This window comes from Klebsiella sp. HMSC25G12, from assembly GCF_001807705.1.
GTDB lineage: Bacteria > Pseudomonadota > Gammaproteobacteria > Enterobacterales > Enterobacteriaceae > Klebsiella > Klebsiella variicola.
Genome location: NZ_KV789804.1, coordinates 1 through 26379, shown reverse-complemented (window position 1 = coordinate 26379; position 26379 = coordinate 1). Strand labels below are relative to the sequence as shown.

30 protein-coding genes are annotated in these 26379 nt (G+C 57.0%); 8 read left to right on the top strand and 22 right to left on the bottom strand.

The window, feature by feature from the left end; translation table 11 throughout:
• Positions 1–9: 9 nt before the first annotated feature.
• Complete coding sequence (locus tag HMPREF3096_RS02750; RefSeq protein WP_012540982.1) at positions 10–504, bottom strand: YfbU family protein; 495 nt, start codon at positions 502–504, stop codon at positions 10–12.
• Positions 505–591: 87 nt separating this feature from the next.
• The gene (gene yfbV, locus HMPREF3096_RS02745; RefSeq protein ID WP_002913194.1) at positions 592–1047 is read right to left on the bottom strand and encodes a terminus macrodomain insulation protein YfbV; all 456 of its coding nucleotides are present in this window, start codon (positions 1045–1047) and stop codon (positions 592–594) included.
• A 338-nt stretch (positions 1048–1385) separates the two neighbouring features.
• Here yfbV and ackA point away from each other — a divergent pair, with 338 nt between their 5' ends.
• Together ackA and pta are read left to right on the top strand one after the other, a co-directional pair.
• The gene (ackA, locus tag HMPREF3096_RS02740; protein ID WP_032730855.1) at positions 1386–2588 is read left to right on the top strand and encodes an acetate kinase; all 1203 of its coding nucleotides are present in this window, start codon (positions 1386–1388) and stop codon (positions 2586–2588) included.
• A 200-nt stretch (positions 2589–2788) separates the two neighbouring features.
• A complete protein-coding gene (gene pta / locus HMPREF3096_RS02735) occupies positions 2789–4936 on the top strand; it encodes a phosphate acetyltransferase (protein ID WP_012967509.1) in 2148 nt (715 codons plus the stop codon).
• A gap of 90 nt (positions 4937–5026) precedes the next feature.
• Here pta and yfcD read toward each other — a convergent pair whose 3' ends face one another.
• From yfcD to yfcF, 3 genes are read right to left on the bottom strand one after another with little or no spacing between them, the layout of a single operon-like run.
• Entirely contained in the window at positions 5027–5572 is a 546-nt protein-coding gene (yfcD, locus tag HMPREF3096_RS02730) for an NUDIX hydrolase YfcD (protein WP_012540981.1), read from the bottom strand.
• A gap of 57 nt (positions 5573–5629) precedes the next feature.
• Positions 5630–6181: a phosphodiesterase gene (gene yfcE, locus HMPREF3096_RS02725; protein ID WP_012967508.1), complete on the bottom strand. Its 552-nt coding sequence runs from the start codon at positions 6179–6181 to the stop codon at positions 5630–5632.
• Between the two features lie 56 nt (positions 6182–6237).
• Positions 6238–6882 carry a glutathione transferase gene (yfcF, locus tag HMPREF3096_RS02720; protein ID WP_016161591.1) on the bottom strand — a complete coding sequence of 215 codons (645 nt, stop codon included), beginning with the start codon at positions 6880–6882 and terminating at the stop codon, positions 6238–6240.
• A gap of 190 nt (positions 6883–7072) precedes the next feature.
• On the opposite strand from yfcF, the gene yfcG reads away from it, so the two are divergent.
• From yfcG to HMPREF3096_RS02705, 3 genes are all read left to right on the top strand, one after another.
• Positions 7073–7702, top strand: a complete 630-nt coding sequence (yfcG, locus tag HMPREF3096_RS02715) for a GSH-dependent disulfide bond oxidoreductase (protein WP_008803935.1) — start codon at positions 7073–7075, stop codon at positions 7700–7702.
• A gap of 65 nt (positions 7703–7767) precedes the next feature.
• Positions 7768–8130: a dihydroneopterin triphosphate 2'-epimerase gene (gene folX / locus HMPREF3096_RS02710; RefSeq protein WP_002913200.1), complete on the top strand. Its 363-nt coding sequence runs from the start codon at positions 7768–7770 to the stop codon at positions 8128–8130.
• A gap of 18 nt (positions 8131–8148) precedes the next feature.
• Complete coding sequence (locus HMPREF3096_RS02705) at positions 8149–9042, top strand: TIGR01777 family oxidoreductase (RefSeq protein ID WP_022066031.1); 894 nt, start codon at positions 8149–8151, stop codon at positions 9040–9042.
• Here HMPREF3096_RS02705 and HMPREF3096_RS30765 read toward each other — a convergent pair.
• Positions 9022–9138, bottom strand: coding sequence for a hypothetical protein (locus HMPREF3096_RS30765; protein WP_004217247.1), 117 nt, complete (start codon positions 9136–9138; stop codon positions 9022–9024). The two genes, HMPREF3096_RS02705 and HMPREF3096_RS30765, sit on opposite strands and share 21 nt — an antisense overlap.
• Before the next feature lie 119 nt (positions 9139–9257).
• Here HMPREF3096_RS30765 and HMPREF3096_RS02700 point away from each other — a divergent pair, with 119 nt between their 5' ends.
• Positions 9258–9785 carry a GNAT family N-acetyltransferase gene (locus HMPREF3096_RS02700; RefSeq protein WP_022066030.1) on the top strand — a complete coding sequence of 176 codons (528 nt, stop codon included), beginning with the start codon at positions 9258–9260 and terminating at the stop codon, positions 9783–9785.
• A 5-nt stretch (positions 9786–9790) separates the two neighbouring features.
• Here HMPREF3096_RS02700 and hisP read toward each other — a convergent pair whose 3' ends face one another.
• The 5 genes from hisP to argT all read right to left on the bottom strand — a co-directional run bounded on the left by hisP (position 9791) and on the right by argT (position 13868).
• Positions 9791–10564, bottom strand: coding sequence for a histidine ABC transporter ATP-binding protein HisP (gene hisP, locus HMPREF3096_RS02695; RefSeq protein WP_008803931.1), 774 nt, complete (start codon positions 10562–10564; stop codon positions 9791–9793).
• A gap of 7 nt (positions 10565–10571) precedes the next feature.
• The gene (gene hisM / locus HMPREF3096_RS02690; protein ID WP_002913207.1) at positions 10572–11288 is read right to left on the bottom strand and encodes a histidine ABC transporter permease HisM; all 717 of its coding nucleotides are present in this window, start codon (positions 11286–11288) and stop codon (positions 10572–10574) included.
• Entirely contained in the window at positions 11285–11971 is a 687-nt protein-coding gene (locus tag HMPREF3096_RS02685) for a histidine ABC transporter permease HisQ (protein WP_004201769.1), read from the bottom strand. The genes hisM and HMPREF3096_RS02685 overlap by 4 nt, the downstream gene beginning before the upstream one ends.
• A 64-nt stretch (positions 11972–12035) precedes the next feature.
• Positions 12036–12818, bottom strand: coding sequence for a histidine ABC transporter substrate-binding protein HisJ (gene hisJ / locus HMPREF3096_RS02680; protein WP_002913209.1), 783 nt, complete (start codon positions 12816–12818; stop codon positions 12036–12038).
• A gap of 267 nt (positions 12819–13085) precedes the next feature.
• Entirely contained in the window at positions 13086–13868 is a 783-nt protein-coding gene (gene argT / locus HMPREF3096_RS02675; RefSeq protein ID WP_008803930.1) for a lysine/arginine/ornithine ABC transporter substrate-binding protein ArgT, read from the bottom strand.
• Positions 13869–13913: 45 nt separating this feature from the next.
• On the opposite strand from argT, the gene HMPREF3096_RS30760 reads away from it, so the two are divergent.
• The gene (locus HMPREF3096_RS30760) at positions 13914–14075 is read left to right on the top strand and encodes a hypothetical protein (RefSeq protein ID WP_012540975.1); all 162 of its coding nucleotides are present in this window, start codon (positions 13914–13916) and stop codon (positions 14073–14075) included.
• Between the two features lie 65 nt (positions 14076–14140).
• On the opposite strand, the gene HMPREF3096_RS02670 is transcribed toward HMPREF3096_RS30760, so the two are convergent.
• From HMPREF3096_RS02670 to pdxB, 10 genes are all read right to left on the bottom strand, one after another.
• On the bottom strand, positions 14141–14725 hold the full coding sequence (locus HMPREF3096_RS02670) for a UbiX family flavin prenyltransferase (protein ID WP_008803929.1): 585 nt from the start codon (positions 14723–14725) through the stop codon (positions 14141–14143).
• Between the two features lie 134 nt (positions 14726–14859).
• The gene (gene purF, locus HMPREF3096_RS02665) at positions 14860–16377 is read right to left on the bottom strand and encodes an amidophosphoribosyltransferase (protein WP_002913213.1); all 1518 of its coding nucleotides are present in this window, start codon (positions 16375–16377) and stop codon (positions 14860–14862) included.
• Between the two features lie 33 nt (positions 16378–16410).
• Positions 16411–16899 (bottom strand): colicin V production protein, encoded by a 489-nt coding sequence (gene cvpA / locus HMPREF3096_RS02660; RefSeq protein ID WP_002913214.1) that lies wholly within the window; start codon positions 16897–16899, stop codon positions 16411–16413.
• Positions 16900–17115: 216 nt separating this feature from the next.
• Positions 17116–17811, bottom strand: coding sequence for a cell division protein DedD (gene dedD / locus HMPREF3096_RS02655; RefSeq protein ID WP_008803928.1), 696 nt, complete (start codon positions 17809–17811; stop codon positions 17116–17118).
• Positions 17801–19069, bottom strand: coding sequence for a bifunctional tetrahydrofolate synthase/dihydrofolate synthase (gene folC / locus HMPREF3096_RS02650; RefSeq protein ID WP_032730857.1), 1269 nt, complete (start codon positions 19067–19069; stop codon positions 17801–17803). Before folC ends, dedD begins: the two co-directional genes overlap by 11 nt.
• 75 nt (positions 19070–19144) lie before the next feature.
• Positions 19145–20065, bottom strand: a complete 921-nt coding sequence (accD, locus tag HMPREF3096_RS02645) for an acetyl-CoA carboxylase, carboxyltransferase subunit beta (protein WP_002913220.1) — start codon at positions 20063–20065, stop codon at positions 19145–19147.
• 186 nt (positions 20066–20251) lie between these two features.
• A complete protein-coding gene (locus tag HMPREF3096_RS02640; protein WP_008803926.1) occupies positions 20252–20911 on the bottom strand; it encodes a DedA family protein in 660 nt (219 codons plus the stop codon).
• Positions 20912–20937: 26 nt separating this feature from the next.
• On the bottom strand, positions 20938–21750 hold the full coding sequence (truA, locus tag HMPREF3096_RS02635) for a tRNA pseudouridine(38-40) synthase TruA (protein WP_032730858.1): 813 nt from the start codon (positions 21748–21750) through the stop codon (positions 20938–20940).
• Complete coding sequence (locus HMPREF3096_RS02630; RefSeq protein ID WP_008803924.1) at positions 21750–22763, bottom strand: aspartate-semialdehyde dehydrogenase; 1014 nt, start codon at positions 22761–22763, stop codon at positions 21750–21752. Before HMPREF3096_RS02630 ends, truA begins: the two co-directional genes overlap by 1 nt.
• Before the next feature lie 63 nt (positions 22764–22826).
• On the bottom strand, positions 22827–23963 hold the full coding sequence (gene pdxB / locus HMPREF3096_RS02625; RefSeq protein ID WP_008803923.1) for a 4-phosphoerythronate dehydrogenase PdxB: 1137 nt from the start codon (positions 23961–23963) through the stop codon (positions 22827–22829).
• Between the two features lie 110 nt (positions 23964–24073).
• Between pdxB and flk the strand changes: the two genes are divergently transcribed.
• A complete protein-coding gene (gene flk, locus HMPREF3096_RS02620; RefSeq protein ID WP_048293507.1) occupies positions 24074–25054 on the top strand; it encodes a flagella biosynthesis regulator Flk in 981 nt (326 codons plus the stop codon).
• 58 nt (positions 25055–25112) lie between these two features.
• On the opposite strand, the gene HMPREF3096_RS02615 is transcribed toward flk, so the two are convergent.
• Positions 25113–26379: carbohydrate porin (locus HMPREF3096_RS02615; protein WP_070544299.1), on the bottom strand; the 1267-nt coding region annotated here is incomplete at its 5' end.

Here is a 26379-nt window from a genome sequence, read left to right as displayed (position 1 = left end):
GCACCTCCCTCAGGCATTGATAATTTGGTTAATTTCATTACTGCTCAGGTGATACTGGCGCGGACAGGCGTGCCAGACGCTCAGCATCCGCTGATATTTCTCCCACATCGGGGTCTGCGAGTTAAAGCCATGAGTGCCGGCGTCAAAATGGCTGTAGCGGCCTTCAATATTGACCATAAAGCGTACATAGCCGAGAAAACGCGCTTCGGTGGCGGCATCAAATCCGAGGAAGGTAACCCGACGCTCGTCGATACCCGCCGCGTCTTTCAGGTTGGTCCAGGAGACATGTAGCGCGTGGTACATCTCCATGATATCGATAACGGTACGGCAGGTTTCTTCCGTCAGCTGGCCAAACTCGCGGTCCAGTTCGCGCATCTGCAGCCCATACCCACGCTCAATGATGGTCTGCAGACGACGGTAGCGTTCCGCATTGTCCGGGTCGAGCATCGTCATCATTTTGTACTGATTGGATAAAATCAGACGCTGCGCATTGGTCATTTCCATGTTGTGACTCCTGTAGCACGGTAGGGCGTGAAATAAAGAAGGCGCATAAATCATGCGCCTTCTTTTATATGCGTTTTCCGTAGTGAATTACAAATCATCAAGGAAAGTTTTATCCAGTTGTTTGAAGGCGCGCTTAAGCGTGTCAGCCAGCGCCTGATAATCGGGCTTGCCTTCGACCGGCGCCAGCGCCTGCCCCGCCTCCTGCAGTTTGCCGCGCACTTCGTAAAACCAGTTAAGAATGGAGGGCGGCAGCGGCGTCACCGAACGCTTACCCAACCACCATAATCCCTGCATCGGCAGGCTCAGGGCAAACAGCGCGGTGGCGACAGCGGGACCCAGCTGGCCGCCCAGGGCTATCTGCCAGCACAGCGTAAAAATGGCGATCGGCGGCATGATACGGATAGCATAGCGGGTGGCACGAATAATGCGGTTTTCGATAAACACCGGCGCGAGGCGCTTGTCGAGAGGCCAGGTCTTTGCGTAATGCTGCCCGCGGTTGAACAAGCTAAAGAAGCTAACGGGGCGTTTCTCAGGGGTCGACATGGCTTTACCTCAACTTTACATATAAAACTTAAAAAATTCGTGCAAAACACCAACTATGCATGACATCGTTCAAAAGATTTTGGCAAAGGATGCCGCAATCAGGTATCCTGTGCCCGCCTGAAAGGGCGGATAGACTCTTTTGCCAGGCTAGTCAAATTATCGCATATTCTGCCATTGGCTGAAAATTATGCAAAATGGCATAAAATCAAATGTACTTCTCTCATCGTGCCCGAAAACAGAACAAGGCATGATGTTAATCATAAATGTCGAGGTCATCCTGCGCTACGCTAATGACACACTGACGTTTTTTTAGCCACGTATCATAAAAAGGTACTTCCATGTCGAGTAAGTTAGTACTGGTTCTGAACTGCGGTAGCTCCTCTCTGAAATTTGCTATCCTTGATGCCGTTAACGGCGACGAATATCTGTCCGGTTTAGCGGAATGCTTCCACCTGCCGGAAGCCCGTATCAAATGGAAAATTGACGGCGGCAAGCAAGAAGCTGAATTAGGCGCCGGTGCCGCGCACAGTGAAGCACTGAACTTTATCGTTAACACTATTCTGGCACAAAAACCAGAACTGTCTGCTCAGCTGACCGCAATCGGCCACCGTATCGTACACGGCGGTGAAAAATACACCAGCTCCGTGGTGATCGACGAGTCGGTGATTCAGGGTATTAAAGACGCAGCGTCTTTCGCACCGCTGCACAACCCGGCACACCTGATCGGCATCGCTGAAGCGCTGAAATCCTTCCCGCATCTGAAAGACAAAAACGTGGCCGTATTCGATACGGCGTTCCACCAGACCATGCCGGAAGAATCCTATCTCTACGCCCTGCCGTACAGCCTGTACAAAGAGCATGGCGTTCGTCGTTACGGCGCGCACGGCACCAGCCACTTCTATGTGACTCAGGAAGCCGCTAAGATCCTGAACAAGCCGGTGGAAGAGCTGAACATCATCACCTGCCACCTCGGCAACGGTGGTTCTGTTTCCGCTATCCGTAACGGTAAATGCGTTGATACCTCTATGGGGCTGACGCCGCTGGAAGGTCTGGTGATGGGTACCCGCTCCGGCGACATCGACCCGGCAATCATCTTCCATCTGCACGACACCCTGGGCATGAGCGTTGACGCGATCAACAAAATGCTGACCAAAGAGTCCGGCCTGCTGGGTCTGACCGAAGTCACCAGCGACTGCCGCTACGTGGAAGACAACTACCAGGAAAAAGCCGACGCTAAACGCGCGATGGATGTCTACTGCCACCGCCTGGCGAAATACATCGGCTCCTACACCGCGCTGATGGACGGTCGTCTCGACGCCGTTATCTTCACCGGCGGTATCGGTGAAAACGCCGCGATGGTGCGTGAACTGTCGCTGGGCAAACTGGGCGTACTGGGCTTCGAAGTTGACCACGAACGTAACCTGGCTGCCCGTTTCGGCAAGGCTGGCTTCATCAACAAAGAAGGCACCCGTCCTGCCGTGGTTATCCCGACCAATGAAGAACTGGTCATCGCGCAAGACGCCAGCCGTCTGACCGCTTAATTCCACACCGCCAGCCATAACCTTCAATAATTCGAGCTGCAGGAAGGCGGCGACGCAGCAAATCCCCGGTCACGTACACAGCGTACGCGACCGGGGTGAGCAAGTAGAGCCAACGCGCATGCAACTTGAAGTATGACGGGTAGCTGGTGGTGCTGTTTTGTATCCCGCCTGATACTGGCGGTAACGAAAGAGGATATACCGTGTCCCGTACTATCATGTTAATTCCTACCGGTACCAGCGTAGGCCTGACCAGCGTCAGCCTCGGTGTGATCCGTGCTATGGAACGCAAAGGCGTTCGTCTGAGCGTCTTTAAACCAATCGCCCAACCGCGCTCCGGTGGCGATGCGCCAGACCAGACCACCACCATCGTTCGCGCCAGCTCCTCCACGACCACCGCCGCTGAACCGCTGAAGATGAACCACGTTGAATCTCTGCTCTCCAGCAATCAGAAAGATGTGCTGATGGAAGAGATCATCGCCAACTATCACGCGAACACTCAGGACGCGGAAGTAGTACTGGTGGAAGGCCTGGTGCCGACCCGTAAGCATCAGTTCGCGCAGGCGCTGAACTTTGAAATCGCCAAAACGCTGAACGCGGAAATCGTCTTCGTGATGTCGCAGGGCACCGATACGCCAGAGCAGCTGAACGAGCGTATTGAACTGACCCGCAACAGCTTTGGCGGCGCGAAAAACACCAGCATTACCGGCGTTATCGTCAACAAACTGAACGCACCGGTCGACGAGCAGGGCCGTACCCGTCCTGACCTGTCAGAAATCTTCGACGACTCGTCGAAAGCGAAAGTCGTGAAGATCGACCCGGCTCAGCTGCAGAAAGGCAGCTCCCTGCCAGTACTGGGCGCGGTGCCGTGGAGCTTCGATCTGATCGCCACCCGCGCGATCGACATGGCGCATCACCTGAATGCCACCATCATCAACGAAGGCGATATCAACACCCGCCGCGTGAAATCCGTGACCTTCTGCGCGCGCAGCATCCCACACATGCTGGAGCACTTCCGTGCAGGCTCGCTGCTGGTCACCTCGGCAGATCGTCCTGACGTGCTGGTCGCTGCCTGCCTGGCCGCGATGAACGGCGTGGAAATCGGCGCCATCCTGCTGACCGGCGGCTATGAAATGGACGCGCGCATCAGCAAGCTGTGCGAACGTGCCTTCGCCACCGGCCTGCCGGTGTTTATGGTCAATACCAATACCTGGCAGACCTCCCTGAGCCTGCAGAGCTTCAACCTCGAAGTACCGGTTGACGATCACGAGCGCATCGAGAAAGTTCAGGAATACGTGGCCAACTACATCAACGCCGACTGGATCGAATCGCTGACCGCGACCTCCGAGCGCAGCCGCCGTCTCTCCCCGCCAGCCTTCCGCTACCAGCTGACCGAGCTGGCGCGCAAAGCCGGCAAACGCGTTGTCCTGCCGGAAGGCGACGAACCGCGTACGGTGAAAGCCGCCGCTATCTGTGCGGAACGCGGCATCGCCACCTGTGTGCTGCTGGGTAACCCGGATGAGATCAACCGCGTTGCCGCAGCGCAGGGCGTTGAGCTGGGCGCGGGTATCGAAATCGTCGACCCGGAAGTGGTTCGCGAAAGCTACGTGGCTCGCCTGGTCGAACTGCGTAAGAGCAAGGGCATGACCGAAGCCGTCGCTCGCGAGCAGCTGGAAGACAACGTGGTTCTCGGCACCCTGATGCTGGAACAAGACGAAGTCGACGGCCTGGTGTCCGGCGCGGTTCACACCACCGCCAACACCATTCGTCCGCCGCTGCAGCTGATCAAAACCGCACCGGGCAGCTCGCTGGTCTCTTCCGTATTCTTCATGCTGCTGCCGGAACAGGTTTATGTCTACGGCGACTGCGCGATCAACCCGGATCCGACGGCAGAACAGCTGGCGGAAATCGCCATTCAGTCCGCTGACTCCGCCATTGCTTTCGGTATCGAACCGCGCGTAGCGATGCTCTCCTACTCCACCGGTACCTCCGGCGCGGGTAGCGATGTTGAGAAAGTCCGCGAAGCGACCCGTCTGGCGCAGGAAAAACGTCCTGACCTGATGATCGATGGCCCGCTGCAGTACGACGCCGCCGTCATGGCTGACGTGGCGAAATCCAAAGCGCCGAATTCGCCGGTTGCTGGCCGCGCGACCGTGTTCATCTTCCCGGATCTGAACACCGGTAACACCACGTACAAAGCGGTACAGCGCTCTGCCGACCTGATCTCCATCGGGCCGATGCTGCAGGGTATGCGCAAGCCGGTCAACGACCTGTCTCGTGGCGCCCTGGTTGACGATATCGTCTATACCATCGCTCTGACCGCGATCCAGTCAGCTCAGCAGCAGAAGTAATTCCCCGCTGAGATAAAAGCAAAAGGCAGCCAGATGGCTGCCTTTTTTCGTCAGGAGGCGAGCAGCTGTTGCTGCTGCGCGATTGCGGTATTACTCGCCCTCTTCCGCGTCATCATACTCATTACCCGCGTTACGGGTCATCCACAGCGCCAGCGCTTTCAGCGAGTCCGGCGTGAATTCATCGCAGCGGGCGGTGATCTCTTCCGGCGTTAACCAACACACCTCGCTGACCTCTTCTTCCTGCAGCGCAAATGGCCCATGCGAGACGCAGCTGAACAGGCTTCCCCAGACGCGACAGAACTTATCTTCGTAGTAAAACTGACCGTGATCGGCAAACGGTACTCCCGCGATGCCTAACTCTTCTTCGGCCTCGCGACGGGCAGACTCCAGCAGTTGCTCATCGGCCTGAACGACGCCTCCGGCGGTGGCATCCAGCATGCCCGGATGAAAGTCTTTTGTCTCGGTGCGTCGCTGCACCAGAATTTTTCCCATTCCGTCGTGAACGACGATATAGGTCGCCCGGTGACGCAGGCACTGCGCGCGCATCTGCTCGCGGCTGGATTGTGCTATCACCTCATTGTTTTCATTAACAATATCGACCCATTCTGTGCTTGCCAAATGATTCTGTTCCGCCATCAGGAAACCTTACTTTGAAAGCGCTCTCGCGGCGCGTCTATATGATTGAGGGCTAAATTACGGGTAAATTGCGACCTCTGCAATAACCTGATTATCATTGAGTGCTAAAACCTGCAGACGCCCCTGATCCAGCAGCCCATAGCTGGCGGAATATCCCCCTTTCGGGATACTCACTGAGCCAGGGTTAAACAGGTAGATCGCACCGCGTTTTTCCGCAACCGGAATATGAGTATGGCCGTAAGCCAGAACATCGCCAGCGTCCAGCGGCGGCAAATTTTCCGGGCTATAAAGATGGCCATGGGTCAGAAACAGGCGGTAGCGTTCGCTGAGCACCTGTTGCCAGGGCGCGGTCATGGGAAAACGAAGTAGCATCTGATCCACTTCGCTGTCGCAATTGCCGCGAACGGCAATAATGCGCTCCGCCACGCTGTTAAGCCGCTCGGCCACCTCCGCCGGCGCATAGCCTTCCGGCAGCGCATTGCGTGGCCCGTGATTGAGCACATCGCCGAGAATAATAAGCCACCTGGCGCCGCTTTGCGCGAATCGTTCAAGCACGCGTTCCGTAGCGGGCAGCGAACCGTGAATATCGGAGGCAAACATCAGTTTCATAGATTCCATCTCCACTGGTTACAATGCCACTATGATAGCGGAAGCGCGGCGGGCGATCAGCCTGCGCGTTTGGCGGAAAGCGCGGCGTAACGCTGGATTGAGGCCCGTTGCCACTGAAAAGTCGCATAATCGGCCAGCGTCTCCGGCACCTCATCGCCATTGAGAACCAGACGATTGAGCATCAGCGCCAGGTCGGCGTCGGCAATGGACCATTCGCCAAATAAATTTTGCCCGCCGTGGGCCAGTAGCATGGCGGCGGTGGTAAACAGTTTTTCCGCAGATTGCTTGCCTGCCTCGCTGAGGGCCGGCATTTTCACCCCGCCAAACACCACGGCGGTCGATCGCTCTTCACGAATCGGCACCAGATCGCTGCGCAGCCAGGCCTGGATCTGCCGGGCGCGGGCGCGTTTTTGCAGATCATGCGGGTATATACGCTCCCACTCCGGCGGGGCGAAACGCTCATCCAGATACTCGGTAATCGCCGAGGACTCGCTCAGCGCGAAATCATCAACCTCCAGCAGCGGTACGCGACGGGTGGCGGTATAGCCCGTCCAGCCGGCCTGCAGATGTTCGCCGCGGTTCAGGTCGACGGTTTTAAGGCTAAAAGGCAGGCTCTTTTCCTGCAGGGCGACATAGACAGACATCACATACGGTGAGAAAAAATCGGCATCGGACCACAGGGTAATCACAGGCTGGCTCATGGCTTCCTCAAGGATGGTAGACAGGACAATAAGCCAACATAGCCTGGCTTGCCGGGGATGTCACTGCTCGTCCGCGAGTCAGCATCACCTGGCTGCCTCCAGACCGATGCGCCGCTCGCGGATTTCCTCCCGGGTTGCGCAGCTTCACCTATACTCGAACAGTTTGCGACCCACGACGGCGGGAAATATTATGATCGATCTCTACTATGCACCCACCCCAAACGGCCACAAAATCACCCTGTTTCTCGAAGAGGCGCAGCTGGCCTATCGGCTAATTCGGGTCGATATCGGCAAAGGGGAACAGTTTCATCCACAGTTTCTGGCGATTTCGCCGAATAACAAAATCCCGGCGATTGTCGACCATATGCCTGTCGATGGCGGAGCGCCGTTGAGCGTCTTCGAGTCCGGCGCCATCCTGCTCTATCTGGCGGAGAAAAGCGGCAAGCTGCTGAGCGGTGAGCTGCGGGAGCGCTATATTACTCTGCAATGGCTATTCTGGCAGGTCGGCGGTCTTGGGCCGATGCTGGGACAAAATCAGCATTTTGCCCACTCGGCGCCGCAAACGGTGCCCTATGCCATTGAACGTTTTCAGGTGGAAACCCAGCGACTGTACGGGGTTCTCAACCACCGTCTCGAAGCCAGTCCGTGGCTTGGCGGCGACCATTACAGCATCGCCGATATTGCCGCCTGGCCCTGGGTCAACAGCCATGTCCGACAGCGTATCGATCTGGCGAACTATCCGGCGGTGCATAACTGGTATGAGCGCATTAAGCAGCGACCGGCGACCATTGAAGCGATGCTAAAAATTCAGCCTTATTAACCCCCTGCTCGCCCGTCGCGCTTTGTTGTATGATTGCAGAACTTACAACACGGAGGAAGCCTGCAATGTCTCAACCAGACGCCATTATTCGTATTAAGAACCTGCGCCTGCGTACTTTTATTGGAATTAAAGAGGAAGAGATCGCCAACCGCCAGGACGTGGTGGTGAATGTGGCGATTCACTATCCCGCCGATAAGGCGCGCGATAGCGAAGACATCAATGATGCGCTGAACTACCGCACCATTACCAAGCGCATCATCAGCCATCTTGAGAATGGCCGTTTCTCGTTGCTGGAAAAATTAACTCAGGATGTGCTGAATATCGCATGCGAACATCACTGGGTCACATATGCTGAAGTGGAGATCGATAAACTTCATGCGCTACGCTATGCCGACTCGGTGTCGATGACCATGAGCTGGCGGCGATAACGATGTCAGGGAGGTGGTATGAAGATCCTGCTTACGGGTGGCACCGGCCTGATTGGCCGACATCTGATACCCCGGTTGCTGGAGCTGGGGCATAGCGTCACGGTTTCCACGCGGCACCCGGATAGCGCCCGCGCCCGCCTCGATCCGCGCGTCACGCTGTGGCGCGATTTCGAAGGCCATCACCACCTCAATGATATTGATGCCGTTATTAATCTGGCAGGTGAGCCCATAGCTGATAAACGCTGGACGGCCGAGCAGAAACAACGCTTGTGCCATAGCCGCTGGGATCTCACTCAGCGGCTGGTGGGCCTGATCCACGCCAGCGACACGCCTCCCTCCGTGCTGATCAGCGGGTCTGCCACCGGCTACTACGGCGATCTCGGCGAGGTGGTGGTGACCGAAGAAGAACCACCGCACAATGAGTTTACCCATAAGCTTTGCGCCCGCTGGGAGCAAATTGCCTGCGAAGCGCAAAGCGAACGTACCCGCGTCTGCCTGCTGCGCACCGGCGTGGTACTGGCCCCGCGGGGCGGTATTCTCGGCAAAATGACGCCCGCCTTTAAGCTCGGCCTCGGTGGGCCTATCGGCAGCGGCAGACAGTATCTGGCCTGGATCCATATCGACGATATGGTTAACGGCATTCTGTGGCTGCTGGATAACGATCTACGCGGTCCGTTCAATATGGTTTCTCCCTACCCGGTGCATAACGAACAGTTCGCCCACGCCTTGGGTCATGCGCTCAATCGACCAGCCATTTTCCGCGTTCCTGCCGCTGCTATTCGCCTGCTGATGGGTGAGTCTGCCGTCCTGGTGCTCGGTGGCCAGCGCGCGCTGCCTAAGCGTCTGGAAGCCGCTGGATTCGCCTTCCGCTGGTACGATCTGGAAGAAGCGCTAAAGGATGTGCTGAGTTAATGGCTGACACAGGGGAGCATTGGCTCCCCTGATTCCATTCTGCTGGCTCATGCTCCACGCCTGGATGGCCTCCCCCTGGCGCTGCAGCATCGCCATATTCAGGACAACCAGCGCCCTTAATCGCCTGAATTCACCGCCAGCCGGCCGGTTCGCCGATGTTACCTGGCGAAGCAAAGTGCTAAGGTAGGCTTTTCTTTCTGCGTATTGACTGCTTTATGACAACCATCACCACACCACGCCTTTCGCTTACCCGCTTTGTTACCGATGACTGGCCCTTTTTTCTGCGCCTGCGCCAGGATCCGCTGGTGATGCGTTTTATGGGGGAAGTGTTAAGCGAGACGGCGCTACGCAGCGTGTTTGCCAGCCGCTGTGCCGATCCCGGGGTGTTTGTTTTGCGTGATAAACGCGGCGACGCGCTGGGCGATATTGGGCTACGCATCAGTCCGAAAAATCCGCACGAGGCTGACGTCGGCTACGCCCTGTTACCGCAGGCTCAGGGAAGAGGCTATGCCAGCGAAGCGCTGCGCGCGATCTGCGATTATGGTTTCAGCACGCTGGGGGTGCAGGCCATCAATGCCTGGGTGCTGAGTGAAAATCATGGCTCATCGCGCCTGCTGGAGAAGCAAGGCTTTGTGCGCACCCAGGTGCTGGAGAAAGCCTATCATCTGAACGGCATCGATTACGATGACTGGATCTATCGGCTGGAGCGGGAAGTTCACCCGACGCCTACAGACGCCGGGTGAGCCGGTTATTTCAGCGACCCTTTCAGAAACTGCTGCAGGCGCGGGCTTTTCGGCGCGCCAAACAGCGCGTCCGGATGCCCTTCTTCTTCAATTTTGCCCTGATGCAGGAAAATAACATGCGAAGAGACGTGGCGGGCAAAGCCCATTTCGTGGGTCACCACCACCATGGTTTTTCCCTCTTCCGCCAGCTGCTGCATGATACGCAACACTTCGCCCACCAGTTCCGGATCCAGAGCGGACGTTGGCTCATCAAACAGCAGCACTTCCGGCTCCATCGCCAGCGCGCGGGCAATCGAGACACGCTGCTGCTGGCCGCCGGAGAGATGCACCGGGTATTTCGCCTGCTGACGTTCGTCAATCCCGACCTTGGCCAGGTATTTTACCGCGCGATCGCGCGCTTCCTGTTTGCTTAAGCCCAGCACCTGAATCGGCGCCTCCATGACGTTCTCCAGCACCGTCATATGGCTCCACAGATTGAAATGCTGGAACACCATGGTCAGGCGGGTGCGCAGCAGGCGCAGCTGGTTCTTATCAGCCACCTTCAGCTGGCCGTCCTTATCCCGCACCAGGCCAATATTCTGGCCACTGACGACGATCGTGCCTTCGCTCGGTTTTTCAAGGAAGTTAATGCAGCGCAAAAAGGTACTTTTTCCGGAACCCGATGAACCGATGATACTGATAACGTCCCCGGCTTTCGCCTGCAGGGAGACGCCCTTAAGCACCTCGTGTTCCCCATAGCGTTTGTGCAGATCGATAACGTTTAATTTATTGTCGGACATGGCGTTCTCAATGCGTCGAAGAAGGTTTGATATGCTGCAACCAGCGCTTTTCCGCTTTACGGAACAAGCTAATCAGCACATACGAGATAATTAAATAGAGCACCGCGGCGATGCCAAAGGCGGTGAACGGCTGATAGGTCGCGGAGTTAATATCGCGAGCGATTTTCAGCAGATCCGGCACCGTAGCGGTAAACGCCAGCGCGGTGGAGTGCAGCATCAGGATCACTTCGTTACTGTAGGCCGGTAGCGCAATGCGCAGCGCGGAAGGCAGAATAATGCAGCGGTACAGTTTGACGGACGAGAAGCCGTAGGCCCGTGCCGCTTCAATTTCTCCGGCAGGTACTGAGCGGATCGCCCCGGCGAAAATTTCAGTGGTATAGGCGCAGGTATTCAGGGTTAACGCCAGCACCGTGCAGTTTAGCCCGCTGCGGAAAAAAGCGTTCAGCAGCTCCGTGCCTTTGACGATTTCCAGGGTATACATGCCGGAGTAAAAAACCAGCAGTTGTACATACAGCGGCGTGCCGCGAAAGATGTAAGTGAACAACCAGATGGGGAACTGGATAAATTTATTGCTCGAGACGCGGCCAATGGCCAGAAACACCGCCAGAATGCCGCCCATCACCACCGAAGAGATCAGCAACCATAAGGTAATCGCCACGCCGGTAAAGCGATAGCCGTCGGTCCACAGCAGTGATTTCCAGTACTCCTGAATAATTTCAATCACAGGTCAGCCCTCTTCACGCCAACGGTATAGCGGCGTTCGAGCAGCAGCAGTACGCCATTAGAAAGGGTGGTAAACACCAGATAAATCAGGCCGCAGACGATGGCGAAATAGAACGGCTGCCAGGTGCTTTTCCCGGCCAGCTGCGTGGCTTTGACCACATCCTCCAGCCCCAGCAGCGAGACCAGCGCCGTTGCCTTGAGAATAACCTGCCAGTTGTTGCCGATCCCCGGCAGCGCGTAGCGCATCATCGCCGGGAACAGAATACGCCGGAACGTCTGCCCGCCGCTAAAGCCAAAGGCGGTAGCCGCTTCGATATGCCCCTTCGGCACCGCAAGGTAGGCGCCGCGGAAAGTTTCCGTAAAATAGGCGCCATAGATAAAGCCGAGGGTAATAATCCCGGCGATCATCGGATCGATATCAAACTGCGCCATGCCCAGCGCATCGGTGACGCTGTTCAGCGCAATCTGCAGGCCATAGAAAATCAGCAGCATCAGCACCAGATCGGGCACGCCGCGAATCAGTGTGGTATAGCCTTCAAATACCAGCGCCAGAGGACGGTTGCTCGATAACTTTGCGCCAGCGCCCGCCAGCCCTATCAGGACGGCGAGAACGACCGAGCTGAGCGCAAGCTCCAGGGTGACGAGCGCACCCTGCAAAATAACCTGTGAAAACCCATACAGCATGCTGCCTACCCTGTCTGTCATTCACCATTGCGCGCGAAACGCACGCAATGGCGAGGCGTGAGAATTATTCGCCGTATACGTTAAAATCGAAGTATTTTTTCGCCAGTTTGTCGTAGGTGCCGTCCTTACGCATCTCTGCAAACGCCTTATTCAGCGCTTCACGCAGTTCGTTGTCTTCCTTACGCAGCCCCATACCGGTACCGACGCCGAATAGCTTCTCGTCTTTAATCGATGGTCCGCCAAACTGGTAATCTTTACCGATAGGCTGTTTCAGGAACCCTTCGCTGGCCGCGACCTCATCCTGGAACGCGGCGTCGATACGGCCGGCGGTCAGGTCGGAATAGATATTGTCCTGCCCCTGATAGGAGACAATTTCGATACCTTTCGGCGCCCAGTGCTCATTGCCATAGGTTTCCTGAGTCGTCCCCTGCAGCACACCCACGCGCTTACCCTTCAGGGTGGCGAGATCCGGCGTTACCGGGCTGCCTTTTTTCACCACCAGACGCGAATCTGCCGCGTACAGCTTGTCGGTGAAGGCAATTTCCTGCTGGCGCTTTTCGGTAATCGACAGCGAAGACATAATCGCGTCGATTTTCTTCGCTTTTAAGGAGGGGATCAGTGCATCCAGCGGGTTTTCAACAAAGGTACATTGGGTATTAATACGCTTACACAGCTCTTTTGCCAGATCGATATCAAAACCCACCAATTCCCCCTGCGCATTTTTCGATTCGAAGGGGGCATAAGTCGGATCGGTGCCAATACGAATTTTTTGCGGAATGGCGGCAAAGACTGTGGAAACGCTGGAAAGGGCCAGCGCTAAAGAGAGAGACAACGCCAGTTTTTTCATAACTATCCTCGACAGACTGTCATTCTAACGGGTTTATTAGAACTATTTACGCCAGTTATCGTGCCATTATTCGCCCCTTGAGGGCAAAGATTTATGCACCAGAAAGGCCGATTTTTTGCATCAGAAACGCTTAACTATGCATTTTTTAGCCAAAAAACTGGCTGCTTTTGCACTGAAATGATCCACAGCGTTTTTTGTTGCACCGTTCTGGGGCAGGATCACGAGTATGGCGTCAGGCCCACACTATCGTGCGGGCCTGTAGCAGTCTTAGTCGCCGTAAACGTTAAAATCGAAGTATTTCTTCGCCATTTTGTCGTAGGTGCCGTCTTTACGTATCTCGCCCAGCGCTTTATCAAACGCGGCTTTCAGTTCGACGTCGTCCTTACGCAGACCGATACCGGTACCATCGCCAAAGTACTTTTTATCTTTCACCGACGGGCCGGCGAAGGCGAAATCTTTCCCGGCAGGCTGTTTCAGGAAGCCTTCGCTGGCGGCGACTTCATCCTGCAGCGCCGCATCCAGACGGCCAGCAGCGAGATCTGAATAGATCAGATCCTGGTTCTGGTAGGCCACCACGTCAACGCCCTGGCTGCGCCAGCGGTCATTGGCATAGGCTTCCTGAGTAGAACCTTGCAGCACCCCGACGTGCTTGCCTTTCAGCGCCTCCAGCGTCGGCTGGATCGGCGACCCTTTGGCGGCGATCAGACGCGAGTCAGCGGCATAAAGCTTGTCAGAGAAAGCGATCTCTTGCTGACGCTTCTCGGTAATGGAGAGCGAAGAGATGATGGCGTCAATTTTCTTCGCCTTGAGGGAGGGGATCAGGGAGTCAAAATCACTGCCGACCCAGGTACATTTCACCTTAATTCGGGAGCACAGTTCATTGCCTAAATCGATATCAAAACCAACAAAGTCCCCTTTTGCGTCTTTCGACGAAAATGGCGCATAGGTCGCGTCAGTGCCAATGCGAATGCTCTGCGGCAGAGCAGCAAACACGCTGGCTGTGCTGCTCATTCCCACGAGTAAAGAGAGAGCCAGAATCGTCTTCTTCATACAGTACCCTTAAGTGTCGTGTCGTGATGTGGTGCGTTGCTTGTTATGGTGATTGCCGATCAATCCTGCAGTTTTTGTGCCATCTTCCCGGTGCGTGCCGGGAACAGGGTTAAATTTGTTAAAATAAAGTTGCAGGATTGTCTTGGAAGGGAAGATACCAGCATTACTGGCGAAACCGCAGTGCCTCAGCGCAAAAAGACGAAATAAATGTCGAGGATTTGATCGGGACGACAAATTTGCACCACTGCGGCGCAAGCGTACATTGACTGCACTTATTTAGTGCAATCCTGTGCCCCCTGCCAGCGAGTAAACAAGTCTTGAGACAGGCTAATATCGAACTGATCGAGCACCCGGTTGACGGTTTGGTTGATGACATCATCCAGGCTTTGCGGCCGATGATAAAAGGCCGGCACCGGCGGCATTATCACCGCCCCGAGCTCCGCGGCCTGAACCAGCAGTCGCAGATGGCCGAGATGGAACGGGGTCTCCCGCACACAGAGCACCAGCGGACGACGCTCCTTCAGCACGACATCGGCCGCCCGCGTCAATAGGCCATCCGTATAGCTATGGACAATGCCAGAGAGCGTTTTCATTGAGCAGGGTAAAATCACCATACCGGCGGTTTTAAACGAACCGGAAGAGATACTGGCGGCGATATCGCGGGCGTCATGCACCACATCGGCCAGCGCCTGCACGTCGCGCACGCTGAAGTCGGTCTCGAGGGCCAGCGTTTGCCGTGCCGCCTGGCTGAGGATCAGATGGGTCTCAATCTCCGGCACATCCCGCAACACCTGCAGCATCCGCACGCCATAGATAGCGCCGCTGGCGCCAGAAATGCCAATAATCAGTCGTTTCACGTTCTGTTACCCCTTGCGCGTGTGCCGCAGACTTTGCCGGATTATAGCCTGTGGCGCAACTATTGATGCGCAGTTGATGGGCGAAAAAAAGCCCGCCGTCCCTCAGGAGCGGCGGGCCGCGACGCGCGAACGGGTTAACCCTCGTTGTGCATCTCGAGGTTTTCGACTTCGTTCTGCAGCTGGACCGCTTTGGCATCATCGTTACGCAGGGAGTCAAGATAGTCGAGGTACTGCTGGTCGACATCCCGGGTCACATATACGCCGTTGAAGACAGAACATTCAAACTGTTGAATATCCGGGTTCTCCGCGCGCACTGCGTCGATCAGATCGTTGAGATCCTGGAAAATCAGGCCATCGGCGCCGATGATCTGGCGGATCTCATCCACTTCGCGGCCATGGGCGATCAGTTCGTTGGCGGTCGGCATATCGATACCATACACGTTCGGGAAACGAATTTCCGGCGCAGCGGAGGCCAGATACACTTTTTTCGCCCCCGCTTCGCGCGCCATCTCAATGATCTGCTCCGAGGTGGTGCCGCGTACAATGGAATCATCGACCAGCAGCACGTTCTTATCGCGGAATTCCGCACGGTTGGCGTTGAGCTTACGGCGAACAGATTTACGACGCAGCTGCTGACCGGGCATGATAAACGTCCGGCCGACGTAGCGGTTCTTCACAAAGCCCTGACGATAAGGTTTGTCGAGAATGCGGGCGATTTCCAGCGCGATGTCGCAGGAGGTCTCCGGGATCGGGATAACGACGTCAATATCCAGATCTTCCCACTCGCGGGCAATCTTTTCGCCCAGCTTAGTCCCCATGTTGACGCGGGCGCTGTAGACGGAAATTTTGTCAATAAACGAGTCCGGACGGGCAAAATAGACGTACTCGAACAAGCATGGGTTGCTGACCGGATTATCGGCACACTGACGGGTATACAGCTGGCCTTTCTCAGTAATATAGACCGCTTCGCCCGGCGCGACATCGCGCAGGAATTCAAAACCAAGCGTATCAAGCGCCACGCTTTCCGAGGCCACCATATACTCAGTGCGACCGTCGCCAACGTCACGTTTACCCAGCACCAGCGGACGAATGCCGTTAGGGTCGCGGAAGGCCACCATGCCATGACCGATGATCATCGCGACGCACGCGTACGCGCCGCGGATCAGGCGGTTGGTCGCCGCAATCGCAGCGAAGATGTTGTCCGCTTCCAGCGGGTAGTGACGGAAGTTATCCAGCTCACTGGCGAAAATATTGAGGAGGATTTCGGAATCAGAGGTGGTATTGATATGGCGGCGTTTTTCTTCAAACAGCTTTTTACGCAGCTCGTGCGCATTGGTCAGGTTGCCGTTATGCGCCAATGTGATGCCATACGGCGAGTTAACGTAAAACGGCTGCGCCTCGGAGGCGCTGGAGCTGCCCGCCGTAGGATAACGCACGTGGCCAATACCCATATTGCCCTGCATACGCTGCATGTGGCGGGCTTCGAATACGTCGCTTACCAGCCCGTTAGCCTTACGCAACCGGAAGCAGTTGTTGGCATCAATGGTGATGATGCCAGCGGCATCCTGTCCACGGTGCTGGAGCACCGTTAGCGCATCATAAATCGACTGGTTAACCGGCATAACACCGGCGATACCGACAATACCGCACATACGTCTTTTCCTCGTTCAGCAACGACCCAAAGTCTATACTTTAGGCAAGAAACTTGACGAGCTTTGCAGGTATTCAAAAAACCATCTGATGACAGGGGTAAAATAGGGAATAAACTGCGACTGATGCCAGTCATCGCTCTTCGCCATCCCGGTAAAGGTGTCCAGGAAGAACAAGATAGCGGCGATGATCAGCACCCCACGTAGCGCGCCGAAGCAGATCCCCAATACCCTGTCGGTTCCTGACAAACCGGTCTTCTCCACCAGCTGGCCTATCACATAGTTCACGATAGCGCCAACGATGAGCGTCACGATAAACAGCGCCGCAATAGCAATCCCATTTCGAACCCGTTCATCCTCAAAGCCCGTAAACCAGACAGACAGGTCAGCGTAGTAATGGCTGGCGACATAAAACGCGCAACCCCACGTCACTAACGATAAAGCTTCGCGAACAAAGCCGCGGATCAGGCTGACCAGGCAAGAAAGACCCAGCACCGCCATAATGGCGTAATCAATCCAGACCATATACGTCCCACGATTTACGCCCTGTCGTCCAGTTCGGGGCGCATTCTAACAGAAAAAGAAAACGTTTGCGTAGGGATTTCCATGCCCTACAGAAATAAAAATGGCGCTGAAAAAACATTCAACGCCAGACTGCCTTTCGCCTCTTGAGGGCGGCTGAGACAGGGTTTGCGGGGCGTTTCTCCCCGCCACGTTCTCTCCGCATGGCGGAAAAAACAATCAGTTTGGGGTGAAGCCCATCACGACCCCGCTAAGCCCGGAGATCTGCTGTAGATCGCCCAGCTGGCCTTTCAGCTTGTCTTTTGACGCATCCGGGCCGACGAGGATGCGGGTAATTTTACCCTGTACCGGCGTCGAAGGCGACGTATAGACTTTGAACCCCGAGGCCCGCAGTTTACCCACAATCTCATTCACCTTATCGGCGTTCTTCAACGCGCCCAGCTGAACCACATAGGCTTTCCCGGTCGGCGCCGGCAGGGCCGCCTGCTGCTGCGGTGGCTGTTGCTGCTGTGGCTTAGCCGGCGGCGGCGTTGGCGTCGCGGCCTGCTGTTGCGGCTGCGGCTGTGGTTTCGGCTGCGGCTTGGGCTGCGGTTTCGCGGCCACCACCGGCTCCTGAACGTCGTCGAAGCTGTTGCTGTTCACCGGAATACGCGATGGATCTAACGATGGCGCGGCGGCATCACCCGCCCGCACCTCTTCCGCCGCTCCTTCCGGCGGTTGCGAAGGCAACGCCTGGGTCGCCGCTGGCAACATATCCGGTTCATCGCGATCGCCCGGTTTCGGCACCAGCGGGATCGCGGCAAACTCATCCTGGTAATGCTTTTTCTGCCCGTCCAGCAGCCCTGGCAGGATAATCACCCCCAGCGCCACCAGCACGATTGTCCCGACTAAACGGTTCTGAAACTTACTCGCCACCGATTCTCCCCGCGTCTATCTCTTCCATAACCTGCGCTACGGTGTGAAACGAACCACACACCAGCACGGTATCTTCCACTTTAGCGTCAGCCATGGCCGCATGCCACGCCTGCGCCACGCTGGTATAGACTGTGCCGCCACGCAAATGTTCCACCAGCTGCTCCGCCGTCGCGCCGCGCGGGCCTTCCAGCGGCGCGCAGTACCAGGCGTCGACTTCCGGGGCCAGATTGGCCAGCGTACCGGCAATGTCCTTATCATGCAGCATACCAATAACCGCCAGCACGCGTCCCGTTTTCGCTAACGTTTTGAGACGCCCGGCGAGATAGGCCGCCGCGTGCGGGTTATGCGCTACATCGAGGATCACCCGCGGGGCATCGCTGATTATCTGAAAACGGCCCGGCAACATCGCGTCGCGGATCCCATCGCGGAGGATGGCGTCATCCACGGCCAGCCCGCTGGCGCGCAGCGCCGCCACGGCCGTCGCCGCATTCGGCAACGGCACCTGAGGCAACGGCAGGCGGCTTAACGCCCCGGCCGCGTCGCGGAAGGACCACGTATCGTCCTCCACCTCATAGCACCAGTCGACGCCGCGGCGCTGGAGCAGCGCGCCTTTCTCGCTGGCCACGTCGGCAATGGTGTGCGGCATATCCGGCTCACCCACCACCGCCGGTTTACCGGCGCGAAAGATACCCGCTTTTTCCCGGCCGATACTTTCGCGATCCGGCCCCAGCCAGTCGGTATGATCGAGGGCGATGCTGGTGACCACCGCGACGTCGGCATCTACGATATTGGTGGCGTCGAGACGGCCACCCAGCCCGACTTCAAGGATCACCACATCCAGCTGCGCCTGCTTAAACAGCCATAGCGCCGAGAGCGTGCCGTACTCAAAATAGGTCAACGAGATGTCACCGCGCGCGGCTTCGATTTCAGCAAACGAGGCCGTATGCGCGGCCTCCGGCAGTTCCGCTCCCTGAATGCGCACGCGTTCGGTGTAGCGCACCAGATGCGGGGAGCTGTAGACCCCCACTTTATAGCCGGCCGCCATCAGGACGGTTTCCAGCGTGCGGCAGGTGGTGCCTTTGCCATTGGTGCCCGCGACGGTAAAAACAAATGGCGCCGGTTTAACGATATCCATCTGCCCGGCGACCTCGCTGACGCGTGCCAGCCCCAGGTCGATGGTTTTACTGTGCAGATGTTCCAGATAAGAAAGCCACGTAGCCAGGGGCGACGTGGCCTGAGGAATAGGATCTTTTTCCATGATGCCCGTAAGAATTGACGGTTAACGCGTATGAATAAAAAAGGGCAGCGCCGCCAGGCCCTGCCCTCTGCTTTATCAGGCCTCAGGTTCCTGATCCGGTGCCGGCGGCACCACCACGCCTTCATGAGGCGCTTCCGAAACGGCAACCGGCGCCGGCAGGTTCATCAGCTTCGCCAGAATGCTGGCCAGCTTGAGACGCATTTCCGGGCGGCGAACGATCATATCGATCGCCCCTTTTTCAATCAGAAACTCGCTGCGCTGGAATCCCGGCGGCAGCTTCTCGCGTACGGTCTGCTCAATTACGCGAGGACCGGCAAAGCCGATCAGCGCTTTCGGCTCGGCAATGTTCAGATCGCCCAGCATCGCAAAGCTCGCCGATACGCCGCCCATGGTCGGGTCGGTCAGCACGGAGATATACGGCAACCCGCGCTCCTGCATTTTCGCCAGTGCGGCGGAGGTTTTCGCCATCTGCATCAGCGACATCAGCGCTTCCTGCATACGGGCGCCGCCGGAGGCGGAGAAGCAGATCAGCGGGCAGTTGTCTTCCAGCGCCTGCTCCACGGCGCGCACAAAGCGTGCGCCGACGACGGACCCCATCGAGCCCCCCATAAAGGAGAACTCAAAGGCGGCGGCAACCACCGGCATCGCGTAGAGCGTACCTTTCATTACCACCAGCGCGTCTTTCTCGCCCGTCTCTTTCTGAGCGGACGCCAGGCGGTCTTTGTATTTTTTTGAATCGCGGAACTTCAGCACATCTTTTGGCTCAAGTTCGCTACCCAGTTCTACCAGAGAACCTTCATCCAACAGGCTATGCAGGCGATTACGCGCCGACATGCGCATATGGTGATCGCACTTAGGACAAACCTCCAGGTTGCGCTCCAGCTCGGCGCGGTAGAGTACCTGACCGCAGCTATCGCACTTGGTCCATACACCCTCAGGAATGCTCGCCTTGCGGGTGGGAGTGATGTTGCTTTTAATTCGTTCAATCCAGCTCATTGATAACCTTTCTGCCTGAACCTGGTCGATGCCAGTTTTGTCGTAAGGGGCGCATAATGCCATTTTTGCCTCTTACAGACCATGAATGTTGCACATTAAATCATATCATCCCGGAACATGGGATAAAAAAGTGGTCAAACCGCTGCGCGCGACGATCATGCTCGGTCACGCGCAGCGCAGGGCGAACTACTTCGCCTGCTTTGACGCCGCCCGCTTATGGCGGATGATCTCAATCACACCCGGCAGGACGGAGAGGACGATGATCGCCACGATCAGCAGCTTCAGGTTCTCCTGCACCACCGGCAGATCGCCAAACAGATAGCCGGCGTAGGTGAACAGCAGCACCCACAGCAGCGCCCCGACCACGTTATAGGCTGCAAAATGACGATAGGACATATGCCCCATTCCCGCCACAAACGGCGCGAAGGTTCGGACTATCGGCACAAAGCGCGCCAGGATAATGGTTTTTCCGCCGTGACGTTCATAGAAGCTATGGGTTTTATCCAGATAGCTACGACGGAAAATCTTCGAGTTCGGATTACTAAACAGCTTCTCGCCGAACAGTCGGCCAATGGTGTAGTTGACCGCATCGCCGACGATGGCTGCGATGACCATCAGCAGTACCATCAGGTGAACATTGAGATCGTTCGTCGGCAGCGCCGAGAGCGCGCCCGCGACGAACAGCAAGGAATCGCCCGGCAGGAATGGCGTCACCACCAGCCCGGTTTCGCAGAACAGAATCAAAAACAGAATGGCATAAACCCAGACGCCGTACTGGGCAACCAGTTCGGCAAGGTGCACATCAATATGCAGGATGAAATCAATTAAAAAGTGAATCAAGTCCATGTTTGTCTTTACCCTTAATGACTCTATTAGTCCGCCAGAAACAGCGGGCCCATTGGCAGCACCGGTAAATCATAGTGGGCCGGGTAATCCACCGACACCAGATACAACCCTTCCGCTTTTGCCGTTGCCGCAGCAAGCGTCCTGTCTTTTGCTGCCAGCAGTTCTGCCATCCAGCTCTCTGGCTGGTTTCCGGCCCCGACTTCCATCAGGCTGCCCACAATATTCCTGACCATATGATGTACAAAGGCATTCGCTTTGATATCCACCACCACATACGCGCCGTAGCGGGTAACGTTAATATGCATCACATTCCGCCATGGGGTACGCGACTGGCACTGTACCGCGCGAAACGAGGTAAAGTCATTCTCGCCCAGCAGATACTGCGCAGCGCGCTGCATGCGCTCGGCGTCAAGCGGCTGGTGAAAATGCGTCACGCCATGACTTAGCACCGCCGGGCGCAGGCGATGATTATAGATGACGTAGCGATAACGGCGCGCCGTGGCGCTGAACCGGGCGTGAAAATCCGCCGGCACATGTTTAACCCAACGCACCGCGATGTCACCAGGTAAATTCGCATTTACCCCCAGCGTCCAGGCGGCATCTTTACGCTGCGCCCGGGTTTCGAAATGCACCACCTGGCCGGTGCCATGGACACCGGCGTCGGTGCGGCCAGCGCAAAAGACGGTAATCGGTTCGTTCGCCACCTGCGAGAGCGCCTTTTCCAGCTTCTCCTGCACACTGCGCACTTCGTTTTGCCGTTGCCAGCCGTAATATTTGCTACCGTCGTACTCGATGCCCAGCGCGATTTTAAAGATCGGCTGTTGCTCCATCTCAGACATCAGTACAGGTACTCCTCAATCAGCTTCTCGGCGATTTTCACCGCCATCAGCGCCCCGCCGAAGCGCACGTTATCCGCGACGGACCAGAACTGAATCTGCTCCGGCATGCCGTAATCGTTATGCACGCAGCCGATGGAGAGACGAGCGTTGCCGGAGGCATCGCCAACCTGGGTCGGGAATTCTCCCTCTTCAGAAAGTTCGATATCCTCACCGCGGGTAAAGGCGTCACGCGCCTCTTCCGCCGCCAGCGGACGCATCGCTTCAAAGTTCACCATCTGCGCATGGCCGTAGAAGACCGGCGACTGGACCACGTTGGCGGAGATCATCAGCCCGTCATCCTGAAGAATTTTGCGCGCTTCATCGACGATACGGCGCTCTTCGCGCACGCTACCTTCCCGATCCGGCAGCAGCGGCAGCATGTTGAACGCCAGCTGGCGGCCAAAGAAATCGTCTTCATCGATGGGGATGCCGTTCAGCAGCTTGGCGCTCTGCCCTGCCAGTGCATCCACCGCTTTTTTCCCCTGCCCCGAGGCGGAGAGCAGGTTGGTGACGCTGATCCGCGATAGTCCCCCCTGGTCGATAAGCGGCTTGAGCGCCGTCAGCAGCTGGCTGGTCAGGCTATTGGGCACTGCAATCAGATTGCGGTTGCGGTAATCGCCTAACACGAACGGGTTCACGTCCGGCACCACCAGCGGTACGTCTGGCTCCAGCGCAAACAGGCCGCTGAGATCGATAACCAGACACCCGGCGTTGGTGGCGTCTTCAATATACGCCGCGCTGGCTTCGGCGCCGGCGGCGAAGAAAGCCAACTGGGCCTGGGTCCAGTCAAACTCGGCAGCGTCTTTGACGATCACTGACTTGCCACCAAAACGCAGATGTTCGCCCGCGCTTTCATTGCGCGCCAGAGCAAAAATCTCCCCCACCGGGAACTGGCGTTCAGCAAGAGTTTCGAGCAGGGCTTCGCCTACGGCGCCCGTTGCGCCCAGTACGGCAATATTCCAGCCTTCAGACATGGTGGTTTACTCCAGAAATAAAGCGGCCCTGCCGGAGTATCCGGCAGGGGCATTAAGAAGACATTAACGAACAGGATGATGCACAGCGTTAAAACCGAGCTGGCGCAATAGCGTCGCCGCCTGCGCATCGCTGCACTGTACGTATAGCGAAGACCATTCGCGGCGTTCCTGATAGTTTTTACGCAGCTTGTCAAATTCACCGGCGACGCCGGCCACCTTCCGCAGCGGCGCATCATCGCGGCGCACATCATACACCAAGTGGACCAGCCTTTTCAGCGTCGGCTGATCGAGCGGCCCATGCAGGGTGATGCGGCCAAATTCCGGCGCTGGCAACAGGGTATCCAGCGCCACCTGCTGCGGATGGCCGATAAAGGCGCTGTAGGCTTCAAAAACCTGCGTTGTCCCGCGCGCTTTCCCTTCGAGGGTGTAGCCGGCGATATGCGCGGTACCGATATCCACTCGCTTAAGAAGCTCTACGTTAAGATCCGGCTCAGGCTCCCAGACGTCCAGCACTACGCTCAGCGGCTGTCCAGCTTCCAGCCGTTTCAGCAGCGCAGCGTTATCTACCACCGGTCCGCGGCAGGCGTTGATCAAAATCGTTCCTGGCTTCAGACGGCTAATCAGCGACTCATCCGCCAGATGCTGGGTTTTATATGGCCCTTCTTTATACAGTGGGGTATGGAAGGTGAGGACATCAGCTTCCTGAACCAGCGCATCGAGGGAGCGGAAATCGCCTTCGTCTCCGCGATCGGCGCGCGGCGGATCGCAGAGCAGCGTTTTGATCCCCAGCGCTTCCAGCCGTTTTTGCAGTCGTCCACCGACGTTGCCGACGCCGACGATCCCGACGGTACGATCGCGCAGCGCGAAACCGTCGCGTTCGGCCAGCATCAGTAGCGATGAAAAGACATACTCCACCACCGCAATGGCGTTGCAGCCGGGCGCCGCGGAGAAACCAATCCCTGCCTGCTGCAGCCACGCCTGATCGACGTGATCGGTGCCAGCGGTAGCGGTGCCGACGAACTTAACGGCCTTACCGGAGAGCAATGCTTCATTGACCCGGGTGACCGAGCGTACCATTAAGGCATCCGCATCGGTCAGGGCCTCAGCCGGGACCGGACGCCCCGGAACCGCTTGCACATCGCCTAAACGGCTAAAAAGCTCACGGGCATAGGGCATATTTTCATCAACGAGGATTTTCACAGTTCAGTACCTGTCTGAGAACGAGAGTTAACCGGGGAAGTGTGCCATAATCTGGCCGCCAGGCATACTCATCACCTGGTTTCAGCACCGCGATATCGAAAGGATGAATCATGACGCACCCCCTTGCAGATATGCCAGACCGCCCTCCGGGGCGAGGTCCATCAGGCACTGCCGCCACCGGCGAACCTTCGCTTTCCATGCAGCAACGCACCGTCCTGGAGCGACTGATCACGCGCCTGGTGGCGCTGACCTCGCAGCAGAATGCGGAAGTGTGGGCCTGCGTCAAGCATGATCTCGGACTGAAAGGCGACACGCCGCTGCTGGCCTGCCATTTCAGCGCCGCGGAGGCCAGTCTCAATCAGCGTTTAGCCGCCGCTCAGGACAATCATCATCATCGTCAGACGCTGGCGCAGCTCAGCGATCTGCTGGGTCAGGGCAATAACCGTCAGGCGGTCAGCGATTATATTCGTCAACATTATGGGCAAACGGCGCTGCATGCGCTAAGCCAGCCGCAGCTGGAGAACATTCTGCACCTGCTGCAGCGCGGCCAGCTATCGATCCCGCAACCGCAGCAGCGCCCGCCGACCCTGCGCCCGCTGTTGCCGGCCGAGCACAACACGCTCAATCAGCTGGTGACTAAGCTGGCGGCTGCCACCGGCGAACCGAGCAAACTGATTTGGCAATCCATGCTGGAACTTTGCGGCGTCAAATCCGGAGAGCTTATCCCGGCGACGCACTTCACGCCGCTTTCATACTGGCTGCAGGCGCGGCAAACGCTGAGTGCGCAAAGCGCGCCCACGCTCACCTCGCTGCAGGGTGCGCTCAAGCAGCCGCTGGAGGCCGCAGAATGGCAAAAGATTGTCGACTTTGCTCGTCGCAGCTGGCAGGTCACCCCGCAGACGACGCTGAGCCCAGCGCAGATCCTGGCGCTGTTGAATAAGGTGTTTGTGCTGCGGGTAGCCCGCGCCCAGGAGACGCTGGCCATCCCGCAGGAAAAGGCCGCGCCGAAACGAGCGTGGGCCGCTAAGCCGTGGCAGCTGGCGCTGGGCGGTGTGCTGATCCTGCTCCTTCTGCTGTGGTGGCTGCTGTAGCCCACGCCTTAGGAAAGCGCGCCCGCCTCATGCGGGCGCTCGTTAAGTGATTTGCCGGTTACCACCACACCTCGGCCTGAACGCCAACCATAAACTCATCTTTGCTGTCGTCGTTGAACGCAAACTGCGACAACTGGTTATCGAGAATATTGATATACGTTCCATAGAAGCGAATTTCAGGACGTGACCCCAGCAGGCTCGGCCCAACCTTCAGCGCATGGTACAGCGTCGTTTTATACGCTGACTCCTGCAGATCGTCGCCCTGACGGGTGTTGTTTTTCTGGGTAAACCACCCCAGCTCGATCCCGGTCTGGTTCCAGGTGTCCCATATCCACGCCGGGCGGATCACCGCGCGCAGGCTGTCGAAATCGCTGTGCGCTCCGCTTTCATAGCTATACACATCATTGCCATGGGCCCACACCAGCGAATTGGCCATGATAATGCGATCGGCGAGATACATTTCCCCCTGCGAGATCAGACGCCAGGCCACGCCGTTGGTATGATCGCCATAGTAATAGCGTCCGCTGGCCATGGAGTTACTGGCGCCGGAGAAGTTGGCGAAACTGCTGGCGTACGAGTTGTTCGCCACCTGCAGCGTAAATTCGTTAAAGCCCTTGCGCTCCAGCTCCTGACGAATAATGGCGGTGGCCATCCAGGTATCTTTGAACCGGAAGTAGCTGTTGTTATCCTCGTTTCTCTCCTGCTCGTCATTTTTATTTGCGAACGCATATTTGCCCATTAGCGACAGAGACCCCGACTGCCACAGGGGAATATTGCGATAGCGCAGGTCGACTGAGTTGGTGTTCATCTGAGTGGTTTGTGTGAAATCTCGTGAATATACGTCGACGTCGTTCCTGCTGATGGACGCATCCAGCTGGCCAACCCCCAGCGCCCAGTTCTGGATCCCGACCCCGGCCGCAACGTCGGTGGTCAGTGACTTCCAGTCCAGCATCTGAATTTCATACTCGGGCAGTTTATGTTTGCCGACCCAGAAATCCGCCTCTGGCGCGAACGGCAGAAAACCTTTGGTGGTCAGGTAAATATCACTAAACTGCAAAATGCTGTCGGTATCCTGGCCAGCAAACCAGGCGTCGTTATACTGCTCGCCGACGTTACCGTCGTACGTCACAACGGCATTCGCCGTTTTGCCATCCTGGTTATAGACCCGCTGATTCAATGTTAAGTCGAACCAGCCACTCATTTCATTACCGAAACGACCCAGCGAGCCGGGGGCGTAGGTCTGCGACGATCCGTGATTTGATGTTCCCCAGCCGGAACGGAAGTACCCCTGGTAGGGCTTTGTTGAATAAATCAGATTTCGGGTA

Bases quoted from the DNA above. Each gene is read 5' to 3' on its own strand.
- folX (WP_002913200.1), top strand. From the start codon at position 7,768: ATGTCTCAACCAGACGCCATTATTCGTATTAAGAACCTGCGCCTGCGT.
- folC (WP_032730857.1), bottom strand. From the start codon at position 19,069: ATGGAAAAAGATCCTATTCCTCAGGCCACGTCGCCCCTGGCTACGTGG.
- hisP (WP_008803931.1), bottom strand. From the start codon at position 10,564: ATGTCCGACAATAAATTAAACGTTATCGATCTGCACAAACGCTATGGG.
- HMPREF3096_RS30760 (WP_012540975.1), top strand. From the start codon at position 13,914: ATGGTGATTGCCGATCAATCCTGCAGTTTTTGTGCCATCTTCCCGGTG.
- HMPREF3096_RS02630 (WP_008803924.1), bottom strand. From the start codon at position 22,763: ATGTCTGAAGGCTGGAATATTGCCGTACTGGGCGCAACGGGCGCCGTA.
- yfbV (WP_002913194.1), bottom strand. From the start codon at position 1,047: ATGTCGACCCCTGAGAAACGCCCCGTTAGCTTCTTTAGCTTGTTCAAC.
- yfcF (WP_016161591.1), bottom strand. From the start codon at position 6,882: ATGAGCCAGCCTGTGATTACCCTGTGGTCCGATGCCGATTTTTTCTCA.
- HMPREF3096_RS30765 (WP_004217247.1), bottom strand. From the start codon at position 9,138: ATGGCGATGCTGCAGCGCCAGGGGGAGGCCATCCAGGCGTGGAGCATG.
- truA (WP_032730858.1), bottom strand. From the start codon at position 21,750: ATGTCTGAGATGGAGCAACAGCCGATCTTTAAAATCGCGCTGGGCATC.
- HMPREF3096_RS02705 (WP_022066031.1), top strand. From the start codon at position 8,149: ATGAAGATCCTGCTTACGGGTGGCACCGGCCTGATTGGCCGACATCTG.
- HMPREF3096_RS02685 (WP_004201769.1), bottom strand. From the start codon at position 11,971: ATGCTGTATGGGTTTTCACAGGTTATTTTGCAGGGTGCGCTCGTCACC.
- yfcG (WP_008803935.1), top strand. From the start codon at position 7,073: ATGATCGATCTCTACTATGCACCCACCCCAAACGGCCACAAAATCACC.
- argT (WP_008803930.1), bottom strand. From the start codon at position 13,868: ATGAAGAAGACGATTCTGGCTCTCTCTTTACTCGTGGGAATGAGCAGC.
- yfcD (WP_012540981.1), bottom strand. From the start codon at position 5,572: ATGGCGGAACAGAATCATTTGGCAAGCACAGAATGGGTCGATATTGTT.
- flk (WP_048293507.1), top strand. From the start codon at position 24,074: ATGACGCACCCCCTTGCAGATATGCCAGACCGCCCTCCGGGGCGAGGT.
- HMPREF3096_RS02750 (WP_012540982.1), bottom strand. From the start codon at position 504: ATGGAAATGACCAATGCGCAGCGTCTGATTTTATCCAATCAGTACAAA.
- HMPREF3096_RS02700 (WP_022066030.1), top strand. From the start codon at position 9,258: ATGACAACCATCACCACACCACGCCTTTCGCTTACCCGCTTTGTTACC.
- hisJ (WP_002913209.1), bottom strand. From the start codon at position 12,818: ATGAAAAAACTGGCGTTGTCTCTCTCTTTAGCGCTGGCCCTTTCCAGC.
- purF (WP_002913213.1), bottom strand. From the start codon at position 16,377: ATGTGCGGTATTGTCGGTATCGCCGGTGTTATGCCGGTTAACCAGTCG.
- yfcE (WP_012967508.1), bottom strand. From the start codon at position 6,181: ATGAAACTGATGTTTGCCTCCGATATTCACGGTTCGCTGCCCGCTACG.
- cvpA (WP_002913214.1), bottom strand. From the start codon at position 16,899: ATGGTCTGGATTGATTACGCCATTATGGCGGTGCTGGGTCTTTCTTGC.
- ackA (WP_032730855.1), top strand. From the start codon at position 1,386: ATGTCGAGTAAGTTAGTACTGGTTCTGAACTGCGGTAGCTCCTCTCTG.
- accD (WP_002913220.1), bottom strand. From the start codon at position 20,065: ATGAGCTGGATTGAACGAATTAAAAGCAACATCACTCCCACCCGCAAG.
- HMPREF3096_RS02640 (WP_008803926.1), bottom strand. From the start codon at position 20,911: ATGGACTTGATTCACTTTTTAATTGATTTCATCCTGCATATTGATGTG.